At 61.2% G+C, this 20,490-nt stretch carries 10 protein-coding genes; 1 reads left to right on the top strand and 9 read right to left on the bottom strand.

Features of this window, described 5'->3' with window-relative positions:
• Positions 1–47: 47 nt before the first annotated feature.
• From IPV69_RS04270 to IPV69_RS04245, 6 genes are all read right to left on the bottom strand, one after another.
• Complete coding sequence (locus IPV69_RS04270) at positions 48–1,694, bottom strand: sialate O-acetylesterase (protein ID WP_206293677.1); 1,647 nt, start codon at positions 1,692–1,694, stop codon at positions 48–50.
• Position 1,695: 1 nt separating this feature from the next.
• Positions 1,696–4,095 carry a DUF6288 domain-containing protein gene (locus IPV69_RS04265; RefSeq protein ID WP_206293676.1) on the bottom strand — a complete coding sequence of 800 codons (2,400 nt, stop codon included), beginning with the start codon at positions 4,093–4,095 and terminating at the stop codon, positions 1,696–1,698.
• 247 nt (positions 4,096–4,342) lie between these two features.
• A complete protein-coding gene (locus IPV69_RS04260) occupies positions 4,343–6,958 on the bottom strand; it encodes a c-type cytochrome (protein WP_206293675.1) in 2,616 nt (871 codons plus the stop codon).
• A 113-nt stretch (positions 6,959–7,071) separates the two neighbouring features.
• Positions 7,072–8,286, bottom strand: coding sequence for a hypothetical protein (locus IPV69_RS04255; RefSeq protein ID WP_206293674.1), 1,215 nt, complete (start codon positions 8,284–8,286; stop codon positions 7,072–7,074).
• Between the two features lie 423 nt (positions 8,287–8,709).
• On the bottom strand, positions 8,710–9,780 hold the full coding sequence (locus IPV69_RS04250; RefSeq protein WP_206293673.1) for a prenyltransferase/squalene oxidase repeat-containing protein: 1,071 nt from the start codon (positions 9,778–9,780) through the stop codon (positions 8,710–8,712).
• Positions 9,781–9,854: 74 nt separating this feature from the next.
• Complete coding sequence (locus IPV69_RS04245; protein ID WP_206293672.1) at positions 9,855–11,138, bottom strand: sulfatase-like hydrolase/transferase; 1,284 nt, start codon at positions 11,136–11,138, stop codon at positions 9,855–9,857.
• A gap of 494 nt (positions 11,139–11,632) precedes the next feature.
• On the opposite strand from IPV69_RS04245, the gene IPV69_RS04240 reads away from it, so the two are divergent.
• Positions 11,633–13,432 carry a sulfatase-like hydrolase/transferase gene (locus tag IPV69_RS04240; protein WP_241179992.1) on the top strand — a complete coding sequence of 600 codons (1,800 nt, stop codon included), beginning with the start codon at positions 11,633–11,635 and terminating at the stop codon, positions 13,430–13,432.
• Here the strand turns inward: IPV69_RS04240 and IPV69_RS04235 are convergent.
• The 3 genes from IPV69_RS04235 to IPV69_RS04225 all read right to left on the bottom strand — a co-directional run bounded on the left by IPV69_RS04235 (position 13,419) and on the right by IPV69_RS04225 (position 20,369).
• The gene (locus IPV69_RS04235; RefSeq protein WP_206293670.1) at positions 13,419–14,825 is read right to left on the bottom strand and encodes a sulfatase-like hydrolase/transferase; all 1,407 of its coding nucleotides are present in this window, start codon (positions 14,823–14,825) and stop codon (positions 13,419–13,421) included. The genes IPV69_RS04240 and IPV69_RS04235 overlap by 14 nt on opposite strands.
• Before the next feature lie 146 nt (positions 14,826–14,971).
• Complete coding sequence (locus tag IPV69_RS04230; protein ID WP_206293669.1) at positions 14,972–20,152, bottom strand: FG-GAP-like repeat-containing protein; 5,181 nt, start codon at positions 20,150–20,152, stop codon at positions 14,972–14,974.
• The gene (locus IPV69_RS04225) at positions 20,127–20,369 is read right to left on the bottom strand and encodes a Dabb family protein (protein WP_206293668.1); all 243 of its coding nucleotides are present in this window, start codon (positions 20,367–20,369) and stop codon (positions 20,127–20,129) included. Before IPV69_RS04225 ends, IPV69_RS04230 begins: the two co-directional genes overlap by 26 nt.
• Positions 20,370–20,490 lie beyond the last annotated feature (121 nt).

Genomic DNA, 20,490 nt, shown 5'->3' with positions numbered 1-20,490 from the left:
ATGTCACAAAGTACCCATCCGATCCGACAACTCGCCTCAGGCCCGGGCTACGGACGGTCGAGGTAACTCTTGGCCAGCGACTCTCCCAGCTTAATGATTCCCGCAGTGTTCAGGACGAGTTTCTCCTGCTGCGGGGGAAGATCGAATACCTTGCGATGGATGAACGCGGAGTCCGCCGCGGCGATCGCGGCCAGATGGGCGGTGATGTCTGTCTTAGCGAGCCCTTCCTCAACGGGCGGTGGTTGCTGACTGACGTGCCATTTCAAGGAAGGCAACGCCAGGTCTCGGCGGCTCTGATTGACGGTGGATTGCAACCATTTGGCGGCCTCTCTCCGGTAGGGATTGAAGGCCGTGTCATTTTCACCGACGTGATAAAAGATGCCGGCCAGCTCCACCGTATGACCTTTGGCCTCGAGTTCGCGAATGGACTCTTTGATGAAGGCAGTGAAGGGCGCATAGAGGTTGCAGTCCTTTGCAGTGGTTCCCTGCGGGGTCCAGTCGTTCATCTGGGAGCCGCTGTGCGTGAATTTGGCAATGGCGATGTTTCCGGGCACCTTGGCTTGCAGCGCCCTGCCAAAACTGAGCTCGGGGCCGAAGGTGTCATAGAAACCCGCGGGACCGAGTGGCTCCCAGCCATTCGAGGTCTTGTAGCCGCCGCCGAGACTGTATTTGAAAGCGATGTTGACGTTGTCCGCTGCCAGTGCCGCCTGTCCCGCCATTGTTTTGAGATCCTCAGTGAAAGCACGCTCGCCCTCCATGTTGCGGTGCCCGGCGAGGATGAAGAGCTTCACCGGGCTGCCTTTGGCATAGGGCCAGACTTTTAGCGGACGATCGGTCGCGGGCAGCTTCCCCACTGTGCGCAAATAGGCATCGGCGTAGTTGACGCCGTGCTCCAGTTGGCCCAGCGTTCCGTAGTGATAGTGAAGACCGGCATCACCGCCAATCTCCACCGCGTCATGCGATGTCGGGACGTAATCCGCCAGAGGATCGGCATCGGCGACAGCCTTCTGCGCGGTGCGAATGGCGTGCATGTTGTCACGGTTGTCCATGCCCCAGATGGTCTTGGTGCAAAGCTCGCCGATATAGAACCTCAAGTGGGGCGTCTTGAGGTCACGACGCCAACTCGCCAGGAAGTTGCTCAGGTTCCTGGCGTAGACCGGCTTGAACTCCTTGCTGAACATGTCGTTCTCACCCTGGTGCCACATAAAGCCTTCGATCCGGTAGGCGATCTTCTTTTGGTCCAGGTCCCTGAGGGATGAGCGGACCAACTCCAAGGCCAGCGGGTAGAGTTTGAAGCCGCCGGGTTCATCGGGATTCCAATCATCGCCCAGAGCGGTGCCACCTGCGGCGCATTTGATGATCGCGATGGGTGCTTCGATGTTCTGCGACACCCGTCTGGCAAAGCTGAGTTCAGGTCCAAAATAGTCGCCCGTCGTTTGGAGGTCGATCCAGCCGTTGGAGGTCTGCTTCGTCTCTCGCCCAAGGTTGTAGGAGAGCAGGATGTTCTTTTGTGGCTTGTCCAACCCGACGAAAGGCGGGAAACGCCGGATGTGCTCCACTCTGGAGTGAGTGCCGACCATGTTGGACTGCCCTGCGAAGATGAAGACGCGCAGCGTCTTGGTGTCGGTGTCCGCACCGCGGGCTGGCGCTGGTGCGAGGCAGAGAACGGCGATGAGTGCGAGGATGGTTTTCATGCTACTTGAGTCGAGTTAGCTTTGGTGTGGCGGCCGTCGCTTGAATCGCGAGGATCGTTTCGCGGACGGACTTGGCTTTCAACGCCATCAATTCCGGCGGGAAGTCCTTTTCGTCTTTTTCGAAGTAGTCTGCAATCTTCAACAGCTCAGGGATGACCGCCTTGGCGTGCGTGCCATAGGTGAGCAGGATTTTCATCAGCTCAGGCGTGCGCACCTGGCTTTCCCACGGGTTCTGGTCGCGCGTGTATTGCACGCAGGCGGTGAGGCCTTCCTCGATACCGTGGTCGGCCAGCAAACGGAGACCCTCGACGCGGATGGAGTCAGCAAACATCTCGCCGCTCGGTGCGGGCTCGATGACGGCCTGGTGAATGGCAGGCAGCAGCGGTTTGATATCCCTGGCGGAGAGGTTGCGAAAGATAGAGCCGATGCTGCCGCGGGCGCGTCCGTCCTGACTCTTCAGCCCGACGCGCACGGCTTTATAGAGCGCCATACGGTCCACGCCGTCGAGCGATCGGCCAAGCATTCCGTCTTGCTCATCGAAAAGTGCAAAGGACAGATATCGCTGTTGCATTCCGCGAGGGTCGGTATGCGGGTCGATCTGGGCGAGCAGTTCGAGCAATTGCGGCACCGCCGGCATCGCCGGGGCACCGATAGCGGCAAGCGCTTCGGCTGCCTTGATGCGGAGCCACAGATCAGGTTCGGCCAGCAACCTCCTAAGCGGTTCCATGGCGGGAGCGCCGCGTGTGCGAAGCTGGGCGATCGCCTGACACGCGCCATAACGTGCCTCCAGCGAGGGAGCGTCCAGCAGGCTCACCAGCGCCGAAACAGGTGCATCTTTGCGCCGCCCCAGTGCCATCGCCGCCCGCTCGCGCACGACCGGCGACCAACTGCCGAGCCGCTCCAAGAGTTGTTTGTCGCTGAACTTGTTGTAGGCATTGTGCTTGTCTTTCGCAGTCCATCCGCGCCCGTCGCTGGCGAGTGCCTGCGCCGCCGTCGCGTCGAGCCGCGGGACCATGCCGGGCCGCTTCCCGGTGAGGCAAACCTTCTTCAGCGGCATCGCATAGGCGAGCAGGAAGGCGCCGGTACAGTCCCAACCTTCGTAACTGTCGTTCTCCGGCTCCGGTGGACCCTGGTGGGCGAATGCTCCGTCCCAGCGACGCGAGAGGTCGTAAGCCCACCCGCCGAACTCATTCATCCAAGCTCCCGTCGCATTCGGCCCGGATTGCGCCACGCCGGGCATCGCCCACAGCATGTTGAAAAAGTTCCCCGTGTGTCCGGTGTCGCGCTCCGATCCGTGCGAGGCCACGCTCATTCGCGAGAAAAACTCCGCGCCCTTCGCCTCGCCGAGCAGATTGAACAAGACCGCGGCCATTCCGCATTTCCCGTTGTCGTCGTGATTCTCGATCCACGGATGATGGTCACCGTAGGGAATCGCGCCTTTTCCTATAAAGAACCGCAGCACCTTCGCACTGCGCTCGATCGCCCCTTCCACCGCCGCGTCCTTCACGCCAGCCTGCCGGGCCAGCACGAGCCCAATCGTCAGCGGCACGCCCGGCGAGTTCATCATCCCATAGCCGCCGAGTCGTCCATCGGGCCGCGCAAACCCATGTCCCCACGAACCGACTGCGCTCTGCCCCTTCGCCGCCTCCATGGCGAGCCGCCGCAGGCCGGGCATCGCTGACTGGTCGCCCGTCGCGATGACGTACTCCGAAAGCATGATCATCACGTAGCCGTAGTGCCACGTCTGCATCGAGTCCGCCGAAAAACCCGATGCCCACTCCGCCTCGCGCTTCACCAGCGGGAGATAAGTCGCATCCCCGCTCGCCAGCAATGCCAGAGCATTCAGCGAACGGACAATGGGATCCTCATGCTCTGACGGCACTTCCATTCGCTTGGCCAGTGCCATGCACCCCTGCTTCAGAATGCGCCTCGATTTTTCGCATTCGAAAGGAGCCGTCGCACTGTAGCTGCCCTGCACCGGCAACTTCACCACGACCTCCTCCGTCCGGCCCGACCGCCAGCCGCTCATCGTCAATTTTCCACCGCCGGCCGCAGATTCCGCCGCGGTGATTGCCCTGCCCAACTCAATACGAGGGTCGTGCCAGAACAGCTTCCCGCCCACGCCAAGCAACACATCGCCCACCGCGAGCACGCCATCCGCCGGCGAACCTCGTTCGACTTTCGTGACCGAAATCTGCCGCGCATCCGAGGTCGCCATCTTGTCGCAAAACATCCATTCGCGCAGCCCCGTCGGCCCGAGGTTCCAGTCATGCTTCGCCTCGGCGGGAATCGCATCGCCACGGGTGAAATCGGGCATCGCGCGCTTACCTGCGGCCAACGCCGAAAAGGGCAAGGCAAGAATGGCGGCTAGGGCGAGCAATTGGAGTGAGGATTCTCTCATTTCGGTGCGATCCTCCTGACGGTCCTGACCACGCGTCGGTGCCGCTTGTCGCAGCGGGCCCTCAAAGTCTCTAGCGCCGTCTGGTTCGAGTCACGGTGGCTCCGACCGCCAGGGCGAAGGTCACCAACATGCTCCGCCGATTCCAATGGGATATCCGAAGCTCCGGGGCAAGCATCAGCGGTGGCGGCGCAGAAAAGCCCTGGACGATCACGTCCGCCGCAAGCTGCGAAGGATCCACTGTGTTTGATCAATCTTTCGCAAAGGCTTTGTGTTGAGGGTTTCCGCCTGAAAGGAGATACGCCATCAGGTCCATCAACTCATCGCGGTTCATTCCCAAGATCAGTCCCGACGGCATCATGGAGATGTTGGAGAACTCAATGCTCTGAACGTCGTCCGCCGGAGCTTTGGTAATCTGGTTGAGGTCAAAAGGATTCGATGCAACGCCGATTTCCTTCTCGTTCCGGTAAATCAGACGGCCGGAGAGAGGGTCGCCTTTCTTGAGCTTTACCGTGCGAGCCATGTATTGCTCGGAAATCGACGCGCTGGGTTCCACGATCGCCACGAGAATATCGCGGATCGAGTAACGGCTGGACAATGAGCCAAGGTCGGGTCCGGAATGACCGCCCTCGCCGCCGACGCGGTGGCAGACGATGCAAAATCCCGCGGAGAACATCCTTTTGCCGTTCTCGAAGTTACGGCCACGCAGGTCCGGCTCTGACAGCTTCATTGCCTTCTCGACCGTCCACTCCTGACCGGGGCCCCTGGCCTTCGGCAATTTGGAGAGATCGAACGTGGGGAAGTCGCTCAGTAAACCACCCAACAGGTCGACTTCTGCCGTCTCAAGATGCGCGATTGCATTCGTGCGAATCGCCCGGATGTATCCTGCGAAACTCTTTCCGCCGTCCTTTTCCAGGGCTTCGTTCAGCCAGCCGAAGTAGTACTTTCTGGCCTCGATCGTCCAACCGCTCCGCACGCGGCTCAGGCTATTGGCATAATGAATGTTCCGAGCGTTGGGCGTATTGGCCATCATCTTCAGGATGGCCGCGCCATACTCGTGCCGCTCGAGCATGGTCTTGTCGTAGCTGACCGTTTCGGCGCGGGTTGACTTCATCAACTCGATGGTCTTCTTCACCACCGTAGGCGCGTCGAGCGCCGCAAGCACCCGGCACAACTCGGCATTCCACAACTCGGCATTCACTGTGTCATCGGCGGACGGGTAATGAGCATCCAGCCTTGCGATCACCGCCGACGCCTGTTCCCCGGCCGGCTTGTCCATCCGCATGAAGCACAGGGCATAGGCACGAAGAAGGGCAAGCCGGTCTTCCTTTTCCAGTATCGCGAATGGCACCTCGCCGAGTTTGTCGAGCAGTCGCCGAGATAGCGACTTGTCGCCGTGACGGCACAGTGCGATGCCCGAGTAGATCACGGCCCGTGGATTGCTTTCGGCGAAGACCTTCTCGCGCCACAGCGAGACGTCCTGACATTCGATCGCGATGCGGGCCGCGTAGCGGATGTTTCGGTCCGCGTGCGAAAGGTGCGGCCAGGCCGTCGCGATGACTTCGTCGCCAGGCTCGGCGCGAACGTGGAGCTTCTCCAGCGAATGACGCAGGGCGCGAAGTTCGTTGGGGGCCGGCGGTGTTCGCACGACCGCGGGTTTCGCCGACCCGGTATAGCGGACGCGATACAGCCGCGACGCCGTTGTTCGACCGCCGGTCAGGAAGTACATCGCGCCATCGGGGCCGAAGCGCATCGCGGCGACGTTCAGCGGGCTCCCGTGAAGGAACTCCGCCTTGGTCCCGGTGTAGGTGGATCCGCTTTCCTTCATCTCGACGGTAAAGATCGTGCCGAAAGTCCAGTCACAGATGAAAAGCTTGTCCTGGAACTCGGCTGGGAAGTTCGAGTGATGGCCGAAGCTGATCGCGGTCGGTGAACCGGGACCGATATCGAGCACCGAGCCGTTGCTGTCAGCGAAGTAGTCCAGCCACACGCCCGATCCGGACCGCCAGCCGAACTCCGACCCCGACGTCACATGATTGATTCGCGTTGGCCGATACCACGGGCAGCCGACGTCAAACTCCATGTCGGAGTCGTAGGTAAACAGTTCCCCCTCGCGATTGAGCGCGATATCAACGGAATTGCGGAACCTGGAAGCGATCATCTTCCAGTCCGCACCGTCGGGGGAGATTCGGCAGATCCATCCGCCCGGCGGTTTAAGTCCGACGGCGTGTCCCATCGGATCGGGAATGGACGGGATGAGCGAATCTTCCAGCCAGACCGGCGGCTGTACGGATGCAGTCCCCGCCGGCGTGCGGGTGAAGTTGCCGCTCACCAGATACAAGCCCTTGCCGTCGGCGGTCTGGATGATGGAGTGGGCCGAGTGCTCGTACCCGACGTTGAGTTTCTTGAGCAGCGTGAACTCGTCGAACTCGTCGTCTCCGTCGGTATCGCGGATGCGATAGAAGCCACGCATATTCGACATGTAAAGGCTGTCGAAGGCGTAAAGGAATCCCAATGCGCCGCCGACCGTTCGTTTGCCCCACGGGATCGGCTCATAAGGGAATCCCGGCAGGCTCTCAACTTTGACCGATCGCGACGTCGCGGTCGGCAACGTGACACGAAACACGCCTTTGTCATCCTGATCTGAAACGATGAGCCGGCCCTTCGGGTCGAACGCCATGGCCACCCACGATCCTTGGGACTTGGGCACTTCGTAGATCAACTCGGCGTCAAAACCCGGCCGAAGCGAGATTCCGGTGTCTTCATCCAGCACCAGCTGATCGGAGCCAACGGCCGGGGCCTGGGCGTGCACCGCGAGCGAGAACAAGCCGATAGCCAGAATGCACAGCAGCGTTCGGGTCAGCATAAGCCGTTCTTCCAAAGAGGATGTTGGAGTCTCGCGGTCGCAGTCCGGTTGCAGGCTGGGAGATGTACTCAAGGTTCGGCTCGGTCTGGCCACAATCGAAGGACCACCGATCATCAGGGCTTGGCCGGGTGGCCGTGGTAGAGATAGAGGGCGCCGTAGGTCCAGTTCGGCTTCGGCATTCCCGGGAAGTTCACCCGATCCATCATCAGCGCGATGTAAGGCGCGGGATATCCTTCGGGCAGTGGGATGACATTGGGCCAGATTCGGCCGCCGTGATTTTCGTTCCATGGCGGAAGATCCACCTTCAGTTCACCGGCTGGCTCGAGATTCGGATAGCTTCGGATGTAAATCTTCCGGTCGGCACTGCCGAAGAGCGCAAAGCGTTTGTTGCCGAATTTCTGAATCATCGTACCGGTGCTGTCCATTTCCACCGGCCCGGCAAGTCTCGTGAATCCGCGATCCCAGTGATCGCTCTCCCAGATGCCAGCGCGATACTTCTTGCCGTGTTCGCACAGAAGAAGCCGCCACTTGCCCGCCTCCTTGTCATAAACGCCGTGGGGATCTTCGTGGGCACCGTCGAGCCCGATGGGGCGGGCCTTCATGATTGAGAATCCCCGGCGTGGATCCCGGACGGACGTGACTGCGAGAATCGTCTTTTCCTCGGCCTTTCCCGCTCCGCCAAGAGCGCTGAACCCCGTTGTCCAACCCCGCCACTCTCCGGACTTGGAGTCTCGGAACAGGTGGGAGGCCAAATCGTTGCGGAGCAGCCCATCGTCCATGTCGAAGACGATGATCCCCTCGAAGCGGAGGTCGAACACCGAGGGGTTGAGCGAGAAGACGCCCTGAAGGGGATGGGGCAGGGCACGTCCCCGCACCGTGATCGTGAACCAGAGACGGCCGTCGTCGAGAAGGGGTGCGCCTTCCTCGTCGGTGATCGCCCGGATGTCGGCCTGGCCTGAGCCGGGTGAGAGGCAGGATGAAGTTCCAGTCAGCAGGACTTGTGCGCCGGCCTTCAGATCCGTCCTGACGCCGAAATCCATTCGTTGGATCCGCTTACGCTCCCGAAGATCAAAGTGCTTTGAGAAGTCAGAGTAACCGACGAGCACCGATTTGCCGGAGGACTCGAGCAGCAGGTTCACCCCCACGGCCGACATTTGGGCCCGAAGTGTCAGATCTTTCGTAGCCGTCCCTACGGGGACCGGCCACTTGTCCTCGACGACCTGCTTGCCACCCACGAGAACATTCCAGGTGATCGAATCTGGTTTCCCGTCTTTGAACTGCAAGCTGGCTGTCAGGGAGTCGCCGTTCGTCGAATCGAGAAACGTCATCCCTGTCGATCCGTCGCCTTGTGCATTTTCAAGCACCAGATCATAAGTGGCGAAGGGGTTGAATCCGCCGACCCATCGCAGCGAACCGCCTGAGACTCCCGGAGATGACCCCGAGAGCCCACCGTTCTTCAAATCCCATTTGACTTTGGAACCTGGCAACATTTCCGGGTGCATCAGGTCGAGGTCGGTCACCTTCGCCGGTCTGAGGGAAGACAGTGGGATGCCTTGGTTGGAATCGAAGACCATGCGCACCACGGCTTGTCGGCGAAATTGGATTTCATCCGGTCGGACTTCGTTGTCGGCAGCAAGTAGGGGTGCTTGTGGAGCCAGCAAAAAGAGTGCGATGAGCGCGGGGAGCTGTTTTATGGTCATAGCAGGGTTTTCCATTATTCAATAACTGCTTACCGCTGCGAGGGACGCGATCTATTTGGCTGGACGTAATTGCGCAAGTCCGGCGACCGCCCACGCCGTTGCGGCGATGGAGAGAAACTGATGCTCGCCATGCGGGTCGCCATTGTCGAAGTAGGGCTGGGCCTTGAACTTCACATGCGATTCGGCCAGCCACGAGCCATCGGCGCGTTGCGTCTTCAATAGATAGTCTCGCGCTCGAACAATGGCCGGGTGTTCGGCGGCGGTGCCGGTTTTTAACAACATGAACAAGGTCTGGCCCGTGGAGTAAGCGTCACTCTCGCGGTCTTTCGTTTCGGCCCAGCCGCCATCGTCGCGTTGCGCGGCAATCACGGCGGCGAGGGTGTTTTGCTTCAGCGCCTCGGCTCCGCCGAGATGATGCAGCCCCCAAAGACGCCAGAGGCGATCCTGCTGGTCGCGCAGGGGCGTATTGGCTAGCCATTGCTCCGCCTTCGTTCGCGCCCCAGCGACGAGGGATCGCTGTTCCTTTGTCCCGTACTTCTCCAGGCCGATGAGCACGAGCACGGTATCGCCGATGAGCGATGCCTGCATCGGTGCGCGGCGACACGATGCCTGCCAGTGTCCGTCCCGTGCCTCCGGCAGCGGAATTTCCTTACTGCCATCGCGCAGTCTCGTGACGCCTTGGATCTTAAGCAGATATGTCACCATCGACGTCGTGGTCTTGTCCGAAGGTCGATGGTCGAGATCCAAAGCCCAGAGCCCGAATGCCACGGTCGCAGCGCCACCCGGCACATGATCGCCATCGTCCATGCTCTCGATGCGGTCCTCGAAATACTTCAGCGTGGTGTCCGCCTGCGACTTCAGCCACGCCTTATCCAAGGGAATCCCCACGCGCGCACCCTCCAGCGCCGCGAGCATTGGCAGCGTCTGATGATGGCATGAGAAACACGTCTTATGCGTCTGCCAACGACTCGCCGCCTGCATAACACGCGCCAAGCCTCGCTGTGTGGCGGATTCGACGCTGTTAGTGGCTTCGGCAGCTTGTATTGCAGCCAGCGGTGTGAGCAGCAGGGCTGAGAGGAATGCGAGCGTGTGTTTCATCGAATCCTCCTGGATGCCGGTCATTACTTCTCAGAGTGTAGGACGTAATTGTCGCCCAAACTGGCCGTGCGTAAGTCGTTTATCGGTGGCTGGATGAGTCACTTGGTCTTCTTATTCCTTTCCCCCGGCACAGTCGGCGGACTCAGGCTGGCCGGCCGGGCGTCTTTGAATTGCTCCAGCGCCGCCTGAAGTTTGCGGGCGGCGGCGGCGGCGTCGCCCTGCAAGTCTGCAACTCGCCGTGGCGACTTCTCCTCCACGTCGTGGTCGAGGTCAAAAAACTTGCCGGTGCTGTAGAGCTTGAAATGCTGATCAAACGCCTGCTCCACCGCGCCGCGTGTGCCGACATGCTTGGTTTGTGACGCACGCAGCGGCACCCAATAGCTGTAAATCCAATCACGCGGCTGGCCTTTCTCGCCGCGCACCTGGGGAAGGAAGCTGCGACCATCCAGGGTCAGTGTCTTCGGCACGGACACGCCCGCTGCTTCGCAGATCGTGGGCAGGAAATCGGTCATGTCCACGAGATCGAGGCAGACGGTGCCGGGCTTCATTTTGCCGGGCCAGCTCGCGATGAGAGGCACATGCATGCCGCCGCGAGTGGTGCTGCCCTTTTCCCCGTCCTGCTCGCTTCCGTCCTCCAGTGTCGAGGTCGCGCCGCGGCCTGTGCCATTGTCGCCACTGAAGAGGATGAGCGTGTTCTCGCGCAGGCCGAGGGCTTCGAGTTCCTTCGTCAAGTTGCCGATCTGCTTGTCCATGTAGGCCACCATGTCGGCGAAGTGCTGCTGATTGGCCGCCTTTGCCTGCGCGCCCGGCTGGCCGTAGTCCTTGCTGTCCGGTGTCGCCTCGTAGTGTCCGTGCGTGAGGATCATCGGGTAATAGACCAGGAACGGCTTGCTGCGATTGCGGCGGATGAAATCGACGACGAACTCCTGGCACACGTCCGGCCCGTACTTTCCGGCGAAGGTATTGAACTCACCATTCACTGAGAGGCTGGGGTTGGCGTAGCGCTCGCCGCGTCCGAGCATCGACCACAGGCAGTGCTCATCGAAGCCGAAGTGCCTGGGCAGCGAGGGGTCCTTGGAACCGAGCTGCCACTTGCCGGCGATGCAGGTGGCGTAGCCGGTATCGCGAAACAAATGGCCGAAGGTTGTCTGCGATTTTTCCAGCGAGCCGAAGTCCACATAGTTCCGCACGTTCGACATGCCGGTCATCATCTGTACGCGCGTCGGCGTGCAATTCGGCTGAGCATAGCAGTGCTCGAAGCGGACGCCCGTGCTCGCGATGCGGTCCAAGTGCGGCGTCTGGTAGGACTTGCCGCCGTTGGCCCCGATGCATTCATAGCCGAGGTCGTCGGCGAGAATGACGATGATATTGGGACATGACACAGGCACTCCTGCCGGCGGTCTCCCTGACGCACCAGGCAGGACAGGCTGGATTACATCAGCGGCATAAATCGCAGGTAGCGGAATCAGCAGGAGGGTGATAAGCGTGATAAGCAGGGGTTTCACGTCATGCGGTCTACATGGTTGTGGCTATCGCCGCAAGGGCAAAGACGTTCGGCGTCCTGAGGTCAAGATGTCCCTGGCAACCGCGATCACCGCAGCCGCCGGAAGCCGCCGGACCGGGGGATTCGAGCCTCATTATCGTTCGCCGTTTTGTGGCAAATCAGGTCCGAAGGCTCATTCAGCATGACCCCGGAGGCAGATGCTCAACAAGATGACGTGCATATTGGTCAGTTGATCGTATTGCGTCTTCGCTACTGCGACTTCCGTCACCGGCCCGCCCGGCAGTATCATATCAACACCACCTACACCAAGAAGAACCGACCATGAAGACTCGCGAAAACATGCCACGCCTATGGATATTGATTGCCGTGGCGATGGCCGGAATAAGGGTGGGTGGCGTGCTCTTCGCCTTGCTCGCCGGCCTATGGGGCGATGGGGTTTGCGCGGCGACTCCCGGCGACAAGCCCAATGTCCTAGTCATTGTCGCCGACGACCTCAATGACTGGGTCGGCTGCCTGGGCGGACACCCGCAGGCGAAAACCCCCAATATCGACCGACTGGCCCGGAGCGGCGTGCTGTTCACCAACGCGCATTGCCCCGCGCCCTCGTGCAATCCGTCTCGCTCGGCGATTTTCTCTGGTGTGCCGCCGTACCGTTCCGGCCTCTACAACAACGCGCAGAAGCTCCGCGATGTCATACCCCGCGCGGAGTTGCTGCCGCGCCATTTCTCCCGCAACGGTTACTGGTCTGCTGGTTCGGGCAAGCTGCTTCATTACGTCATCGACCCCCAATCTTGGGACGACTACTTCCCAGAGAAGTCGAAGGATGATCCTTTCCCGCGCACGTTCGATCCCCCCAACCGCCCGGTCGGCCTGCCGGTGGGCGGACCATGGCAGTATCGCGAGACCGACTGGGCCGCACTCGACGTGACCGACGAGCAACATGGCGGCGATTGGTTGGTGACAAAGTGGATCGGCGAACAACTCCGGCACCCGCACGACAAACCGTTCTTCCTTGCCTGCGGCATCTACAAGCCCCACGAGCCGTGGTTCGTGCCCAAGGAATACTTCGAGCCGTTTCCACTCGAAACAATCCAGGTTGGGCCGGGCTACAAGGCTGAAGATCTCGACGACGTCCCGGCGGCGGGGCAGAAACTCGCCCGCAATCGTTACTTCGAGCACATCCAGAAGCAGGGCCAGTGGAAGCAGGGCGTCCAGGCATATCTCGCCGCCATTCATTTTGCGGACGCCATGGTCGGGCGTGTGCTAGACGCGCTGGAGAAAAGCCCGCACCGTGACAACACCATCGTCGTCCTCATCAGCGATCACGGCTGGCATCTGGGCGAGAAGGAGCACTGGCAGAAATACACCGGATGGCGGTTGTGTACGCGGGTGCCGCTCATCGTACGTGTTCCCAAGGGGGCGGCTGGCTTGCCCGAGGGCACCGCCGCCGGGGATATCTGCGACCGTGCGGTCAGCCTCACCGACGTATTCCGCACCCTGACCGATTTGTGCGGGCTGCCCGCGTCGGGGAACAAGGACGCCGCCGAGCGCAGCCTCGTGCCGCTGCTGCGCAACCCGAAGGGCACGTGGCCCCACGCCGCAATCACACAACTCCAGACCCCGGACGCCTATTCCGTAAGCCGCGACAGCTGGCGTTACATCCATTACGCCAACGGCGAAGAGGAACTCTACGACATCGCCGCCGACCCTCACGAGTGGACCAACCTTCTGCACCGTGACGGAACCGCCGAACACAAGGCGCGCGCCGCCGAACTGCGTGCGCTCGCGCCGGCGGATGCCGCGCCCGTCGCGGATATCCCGCTCGCGTCACTTCCCGCACTCGACTGGCATCCCGCGGACGGAGGAGCCACGCCGCCTTCGAAGCCCGATGGCAATCCGTTTGATGTCACGTTCGTCAACTCGCGCGAGCAGAGCGTGGAGTTATTCTGGATCGCGCCCGATGGGAGTTCGAAATCGTATGGCGCCATCGCCGCCGCAAAGATCATTCGCCAGCAGACGCGGCCGGGTGCCGTGTGGGAAATCCGCGCCGAGAGCGGCGCACGCCTGGGCAGCTTCGTCATCGGCGACCGCGCAGCCAAAGCCGTGATCCCCGATTCCGAGGGAACACGCCCGAGGGGCACCGGTCTCGGACCCGCCCCTACTTCGGGTTGACATCCTTCTCCCACGCCTCGTGGAGCGCCGTCAGCTGGGCCACGATTTCGGGGTGTTCGGCCGCGTGATCCTTCGCCTCCGGCTCAGGCCCTGTCAGATTGTGTAGGCTGGCCTTGGTGACCTTGCCGTTGGTCTTGTTTTGTGTGGAGATGAGTTTCCAGTCGCCTTTGCGGACTGCCCATCCATTGGCCCAGCCGAAATGCAGCACCTCGTGAGCGCTGGGGGCTTTCGGATCAGCGATCACCGGGATCATGGTTCGACCGTCCAGTTTGGGTGCGCCGGTCTCCTTTTGGATGCCGCAGAGTTCGAGGACGGTCGGGAACCAATCCATGATCGGGACAACCTGCTCGCGGGTCTGGCCGCGGGGGAGTTTGGCCGGGTAGCTGATCATCGCGGGCACGCGGATGCCGCCCTCGAGGAACTGACCCTTGTGGCCGATCCACTTGCCCGTGTTGCCCCCGCCGCCGTGCGCCAGGTAGTAGTGGCCGACTGGGTAGCCGCTGGTGTGGTTCTCGACGGCGATCCCCTTGTTGTCCTCGGTCGAGTGGCCGTTATCGCTCATCATGATGACGATGGTGTCGTCCCGGAGCCCGGTCTGTTCGAGCTTGTCGATCACGCGGCCGATGATCGCGTCCACGGATGAGATGACCCGCGCGTAGGCCTGGCGCGGCATCGGCATGTCCGCGTAGGTGTCCTTGAACGCGGCGATAGGCTGCTCGGGATAGTGCGGGAGGTTGAACGCGACGGTTAGGAAGAAGGGCGCGTCCTTGTTCTTATCGATGTAGGCGACGGCCTTCTCAGTCATCAGGTCCGGGTAGTATTCCTCGCGACGGAAGACCTCGTCGTTGCCCTCGTAGAGGTCGTGATAGCCGCGCCCGTGCAGGAAGAAGTGCCGGTAGTTGTCGATGAAGCCGCCGAGGTGGCCGAAGTAAGTTTCGAACCCCTGGTCCAGCGGACCATGGCCGATCTTCGCGCCCAGGTGCCATTTGCCGAACAAGGCGGTGCGGTAGCCAGCGGATTTCAGAACCTCGGCGAGGGTGACTTCCTCGGCGGCCATGTTGATATTGGCGCGGTCGGTGCCGTGGCGATCTCCCTGGGTCCAGTTGATCACCCCTCCGCGCTGCGGATGACGCCCCGTATATAGGGCCGCCCGGGACGGACAACAGACGGTGTGTGCGTAGGCCTGCGTGAAGCGCGTGCCGGTCGAGGCCAGCTTATCCATGTTGGGGGTCTTGAGGTCGGCTGAGCCGTAGCAATTTGCATCCAGTGTCCCTTGGTCATCGGTGAGGAGGATGACGACGTTGGGCCTTCTCGTGGTACCCTCTGCCGAGGCCGTCGTGGGGAGAATCATCGCCAGGCAGAGTAGACGAAACAGAGGATGGGTGAGTGTCATGATGGGAAAGGTGAACGTTGCGTCGTGGCCAGCGTGCCGCCAATAAACGTGCCAGAAAAGCAAAAGGTTCAAAGTCCAATCGCGATGCCGCTTCGGCTTGTACTCGGTTGGCTTCGTTACAAGGCCGCGGATACGTCGGCCGGACGTTATCCCAGAATCGGCCGGATGCCGAAATGCCAGCCGGTGATCAGCTTGTCTGTGAGGATCGTCGGGCCGTGGGCGCCGCCGCCTCGGGGAATGGTCTGTTGCCAGCCGGTGCGCTTCTCCAAGCGGACGAGTTGGTAGCCGGTGGGGACGTTGGTGAGGGTGTATTGACCGCCGGCGTTGCTGACGGTGCGGGGCTCGTTGTAGTTGAGCCGGCCGTCCTTGTTCAGGTCGGCCCAGACGAGCCAGCCTTTGACGCCTGACTCATCGGCGTCCTGGATGCGGTTGCCGTTGAGGTCTTTGAACACAATGCCGGCGACGGAGCCTTTGCCGGTGACGACGGGCGATTGCACTTCGAACGCGCCGACATCGACGATTCCGCCGACGATGCGGGCGAAGCCGGTGCCGCGCTGATCGGTCGCGATGGGTTTGCCGGCGGCGTCGACGGCTTTGGCGTTGGAGCCGGCGTTGATGGCGATGCTGCCGGGGAGCAGGGCCATGGCCTGGGTCGGGCCGCCGTTGTCGGCCAGGGGGCCGAGTTTGAGCTGGGCGAGGGTGATGCCGACGAGGTTGCCGTTCTTGCCGTTGACAATGCCTCCGGAACCACCCACGCCAACCAGGTTCGATGAACTGTCGGAGCCTATCGTTCCTTCGATGTCGTTGGAAGGCGATTCCGACGATCGCAGGGTGGTCAGCAATCCAAAGTTGCCGCAGACGATCGCGTTGAAGAGTCCAATCGCAGCGCCTAGCCCTGCGATGCCTCCGCCGACTGCAGCAGTGTTGCCAACAATCGTGCAGGCACCGACAAAGAGGCGTTTGATGGAACTAACGCCAATGGCACCACCCTTGTCCGCCATATTTCCAGAGAGCGTCGAGTTAGTCACGCCCAACGTTGAACTGCCGAGAGCCGCCAGTGCGCCTCCCAAGCCACTGGCTTGGTTCCCATTTACAAGGCACTGGGTGACGGCCCCCACGGACTCCTCGTTCGTTGCGATCGCGCCACCTTCCTTGGCCTTGTTGCCGGCGACGTCGACGCCGGTCATCTCGAACTTCGACTGTCCGCCGGCACCGAGCATGCCGCCGAATACACCGGCAAAATTGCCGATCGCCTTGCCGCCGGTCATGCTCAGCCTGGCGTTCTCGCTGGTGTGCATCGCACCGCCGTCGACGCCCGCCTTGTTCTGACTCACTTCCGAGTTCTTGACGTCGACCGCTCCTTCGTCCTTGATGCGGAACCCGCCGCCGTTGACCGAGCCCTCATTGCCGTTGATCTTGCACTCATCGGCGATCCCGGACGCCGTCTCCTTGACCGCGATCGCGCCACCTTCCTTGGCCTTGTTGCTGGCGACGTCGACGCCGGTCATCGTGAACCTGGACTGGCCGCCGGCACCGAGCATGCCGCCCAGCGCCCCGGCAAGATTGCCGATCCCCTTGCCGCCGGTCATGCTCAGCCTGGCACCCTCGCTGGTGTGCATCGCACCGCCGTCGACGCCCGCCTTGTTCTGACTAACTTCCGAGTTCTTGACGTCGACCGCTCCTTCGTCCTTGATGCGGAACCCGCCGCCGTTGACCGAGCCCTCATTGCCGTTGATCTTGCACTGATCGGCGATCCCGGACGCCTTCTCCTTGACCGCGATCGCGCCACCTTCCTTGGCCTTGTTGCTGGCGACGTCGACGCCGGTCATCTCGAACTTGGACTGTCCGCCGGCACCGAGCATGCCGCCGAATACACCGGCAAAATTGCCGATCGCCTTGCCGCCGGTCATGCTCAGCCTGGCACCCTCGCTGGTGTGCATCGCACCGCCGTCGACGCCCGCCTTGTTCTGACTCACTTCCGAGTTCTTGACGTCGACCGCTCCTTCGTCCTTGATGCGGAACCCGCCGCCGTTGACCGAGCCCTCATTGCCGTTGATCTTGCACTGATCGGCGATCCCGGACGACTTCTCCTTGACGGAGATCGCGCCACCTTCCTTGGCCTTGTTGCCGGCGACGTCGACGCCGGTTATCTCGAACTTGGACTGTCCGCCGGCACCGAGCATACCGCCCAGCGCCCCGGCAAGATTGCCGATCGCCTTGCCGCCGGTCATGCTCAGCCTGGCACCCTCGCTGGTGTGCATCGCACCGCCGTCGACGCCCGCCTTGTTCTGACTCACTTCCGAGTTCTTGACGTCGACATTGGACCCGAGCAGAGCCGCAATGCCACCACCGCTGCCGAGCGCAGAATTATGATTGACGAGGCAATCGCGGAGCACGGCCGAGGAACCGATAATCAGCAATCCGCCGCCGAACTTGCCGTTCAGCGCACTGGCATCGTTGGCATTGCCTGCCGTGATGGTGACACCATCGAGCACAATCGGAGCTCCGCCGTTGACGGCAGTGACGACATGGTAACTGTTATCGCTGTTATCGTTCGGCCTGCCGATGTCTCCCGACAAGATTGTCTTGAATCCGGAGATGTCCCGCTGATTCGGGTTCAGGGGATTGCTGTTCCCAGCGTATCCGCCAAATACCGACACTCCGGCCCCGAGAGAGAATGACGCACTCCGAGCGCTGGCCGTACCGGGTAGATAGGTACCGGCTTCCACCAGGACGTTGGTGCCCGGACTCGCCGCTCCCAAGGCGCCACTCAGACTTCGGAATGCACTGCTCCACGACTGGCCGGTACTGCCGCCAGTGGCACTGCTGCTGACGCGCAGCAGTTTCATCTCATAGGCGCCGATATCGACAGTCCCGTCGACAACTCGCGGACGTCCGTCGATGTCCATCGTAATGCCGGGAGCGACGAGATTATTCGCGCCACCATTGAGGGCGCGCGAGTCCGGCCGGAGTCGGAAGTTCCCGGGCCCATCGTCGGCGGTGGCTCGGATCCCGTCGGCACCCGAACTTGGATTGAGAAGGAAACCAGGATCGACGCCAACAATGTTGTGGTTGACACCGTTGGCCATGCCCGCAGAGCCGCCGGTGCCGATGAGGTTGAAAGAACTGGCCGTGCTGGTCGAGGCACCGAAGAGATCGTCGGGGTTAGTTGCCGTCACCTGTCCGTTGACGTTGCATGTTTCCTTGAGATTCATCGCCACAATTGCGTTGGATGCAATGAACGAGCCATTTCCCGCGTGGTAGATCCCACCACCCTGTTGGGCCGCATTCCCGGCCACAGTTGACCCTCTTAGGACGAGGCTTCCGCCGTTGTACACGCCACCTCCCGTGCCGGCACGGCCTGCCGAATTCGCGACCAGAAGGCTGGTATCTATGGTGAGGGCCCCACCGTTGGAGATTCCGCCGCCACGGCCGCCCTGGCCCGTCCAATTGCCCGCGAGGTTGCAACTCTGAAGGGTTGAGGTTGCCGTGCCGGTAGTGTAAATCGCGCCACCGTCTTGTGCGGAGTTTCCAGTAAACGTGCAGTTAGTGGCAGTTAAGTTCCCCGCGCTGTAGATGCCGCCACCGGTCGACTTCGAAGAGTTCTCGGTAAGTACACAGTCAGTAATGCGCAGCGCTCCGTTGTTGAAGATGCCTCCGCCAGCTGTGATGCCCGATGGCCCCACGGGAACACCAGTGCCCTTTGCAATCCCGAGACCTGAGATGGTCGCGGTCTTGCCGGCATTGAGGAAGAAGATCGAGAAGTTTGAGGCCTCCGAAGGGCTGCGTGCCACCGTCAATAGCGATGCGCCAGGCCCCCTCAGAACTACATTGTCAGACAATTGAGGCAACGCAGTGGACAACGTGATCATGCCCTTGAGCCCGGGAGCGAACTCGATTGCATCGTTCCCAAGATGGGAGTTCGCTGCGGCAATTGCTGCGCGCAGCGTCGTGGCGTTGAACTTCCGAGGTCCTGCGGCTGTCACAGTCCCTGCCGAGTCGCCAAGACTGGTGACAGTGTAGACCGCTGAGTTCGATGGTGGGACTTGGATCGTGTAAGTCTGGCCCGTGAAATTCCCTCTACCGCTATTCAGCAGCACGCTGACAGTGTCGCTGTTGAAGTTGGCGGTTATCAAGTCGAGCCTGGCATCGCCGTTGACGTCGACCACCTCCACTAAAACTGGACTAGATCCTGCATCGTAAGTCTTCTGCGCCTTGAATGTGCCGTCACCGTTTCCCAGAAGCACCTTGACTTTGTCATTGAACTCGTCAACGACGATCAAGTCGATCTTGCCGTCGCCGTCCACTTCCACCGATGTGATGTACCACGGTTCGGAGACGTTGAAGGTCTTCTCCGCTTGGAAGGTTCCATCCCCCTTCCCCAGTAGGACGCTGATGGTGTCGCTTGCCCAGTTACCAGTCACCAGGTCGGCCTTACCATCATTGTTAACGTCTGCCGAGGTCACTGTAGCGGTGCTGGAGCCAACCGCGATCACCTGCCTCGCCTGAAAGGTGCCGTCGCCATTGCCCAGAAGCACGCTGACTGTGGTACTGTAGTAGTTCGTGGCAATCAGGTCAGGGTTGTCGTCGCCGTTCAAATCCGCAGAGATCAAAGAACCTGCGTCGAGCCCGGCCGCAAAGGTAAGCTGAGCTTCAAAACTGCCGTCTCCATTGCCCAGAAGGACACTAACGGTGCCGGCGACCGAGTTGGAGGTTGCAATGTCAGGCTTGTCATCGGCGTTCATGTCTTCCACGATCACGGACGTCGGACCGATCCCGACTGCAAAGGTCTTCTGTGCCTGAAATGTTCCGTCTCCGTTACCCAGAAGAACGCTGACGGATTTGCTGTGATAGTTGGCGGTAACGAGGTCTGGCTTATTGTCACCGTTCACATCGGCGGCGACGCAATATGGTCCGTCACCAACTGCGAAAGTCGTCCCCGCCTGGAAGGTTCCATCGCCGTTGCCCAGAAGAACGCTAACGTTGTCACTTCCAAAATTTGCAGTGATCAGGTCGGGTTTGTTATCTCCGTTCACATCTGCCGATGCCACGGTAAACGGCCGGGACCCAACGGCGAAAGTCGTCTCACTCGCGAATAAGCCAGCCGTGGCGGCATTGCTTTGCAGCGAATGTCCTGCCGTGTCACGGATGGTGCCGTTATCCACAAGATTTAATCCCAGCGTTCCGCTGCCGGCGATCCCGCTGACGGCCACGTTGTAAACCGACGGGCTTACCGGGTTGACCGCGACGGCTGTCGCCGCGCTGACGCCGCCGGAGAAGGTTAACTGGAAATCGGTTGGGTCAACGCTCCTGCACAAAGCGCACATGGTCGGGATGGTCGCTGTATCGCTTATAGGCCGCCGCATTGGCGAACTCCATCGAGAGACCAAAGGTGAAGGGGTTCTTGGCGCTGATCTGCCGCAAGCACTCGAAGTGTTGTACCCCAGGGATGCCTGCAAGCTCGCGCGCGGCTCTGAGGAAATCCCGTTCGGCGGCAGAGGCTGCGGGATGTTTGAGTCGGAAGACAACGGTGTGACGAATCATGGGCGATGATCTCCTTCACGACCTCATGGCCGTCGAACGCCATCGAGAACATCCGCTGCCACCACAAATCGCCCTCTGAATGTGCCTTCGCCACCGATGGCACATCTGCGTCGGACACGCA

It is taken from the genome of Humisphaera borealis (genome assembly GCF_015169395.1).
GTDB lineage: Bacteria > Planctomycetota > Phycisphaerae > Tepidisphaerales > Tepidisphaeraceae > Humisphaera > Humisphaera borealis.
Note: the sequence above shows the minus strand (reverse complement) of the source record. Positions and strands in the feature narration are given on the sequence as shown.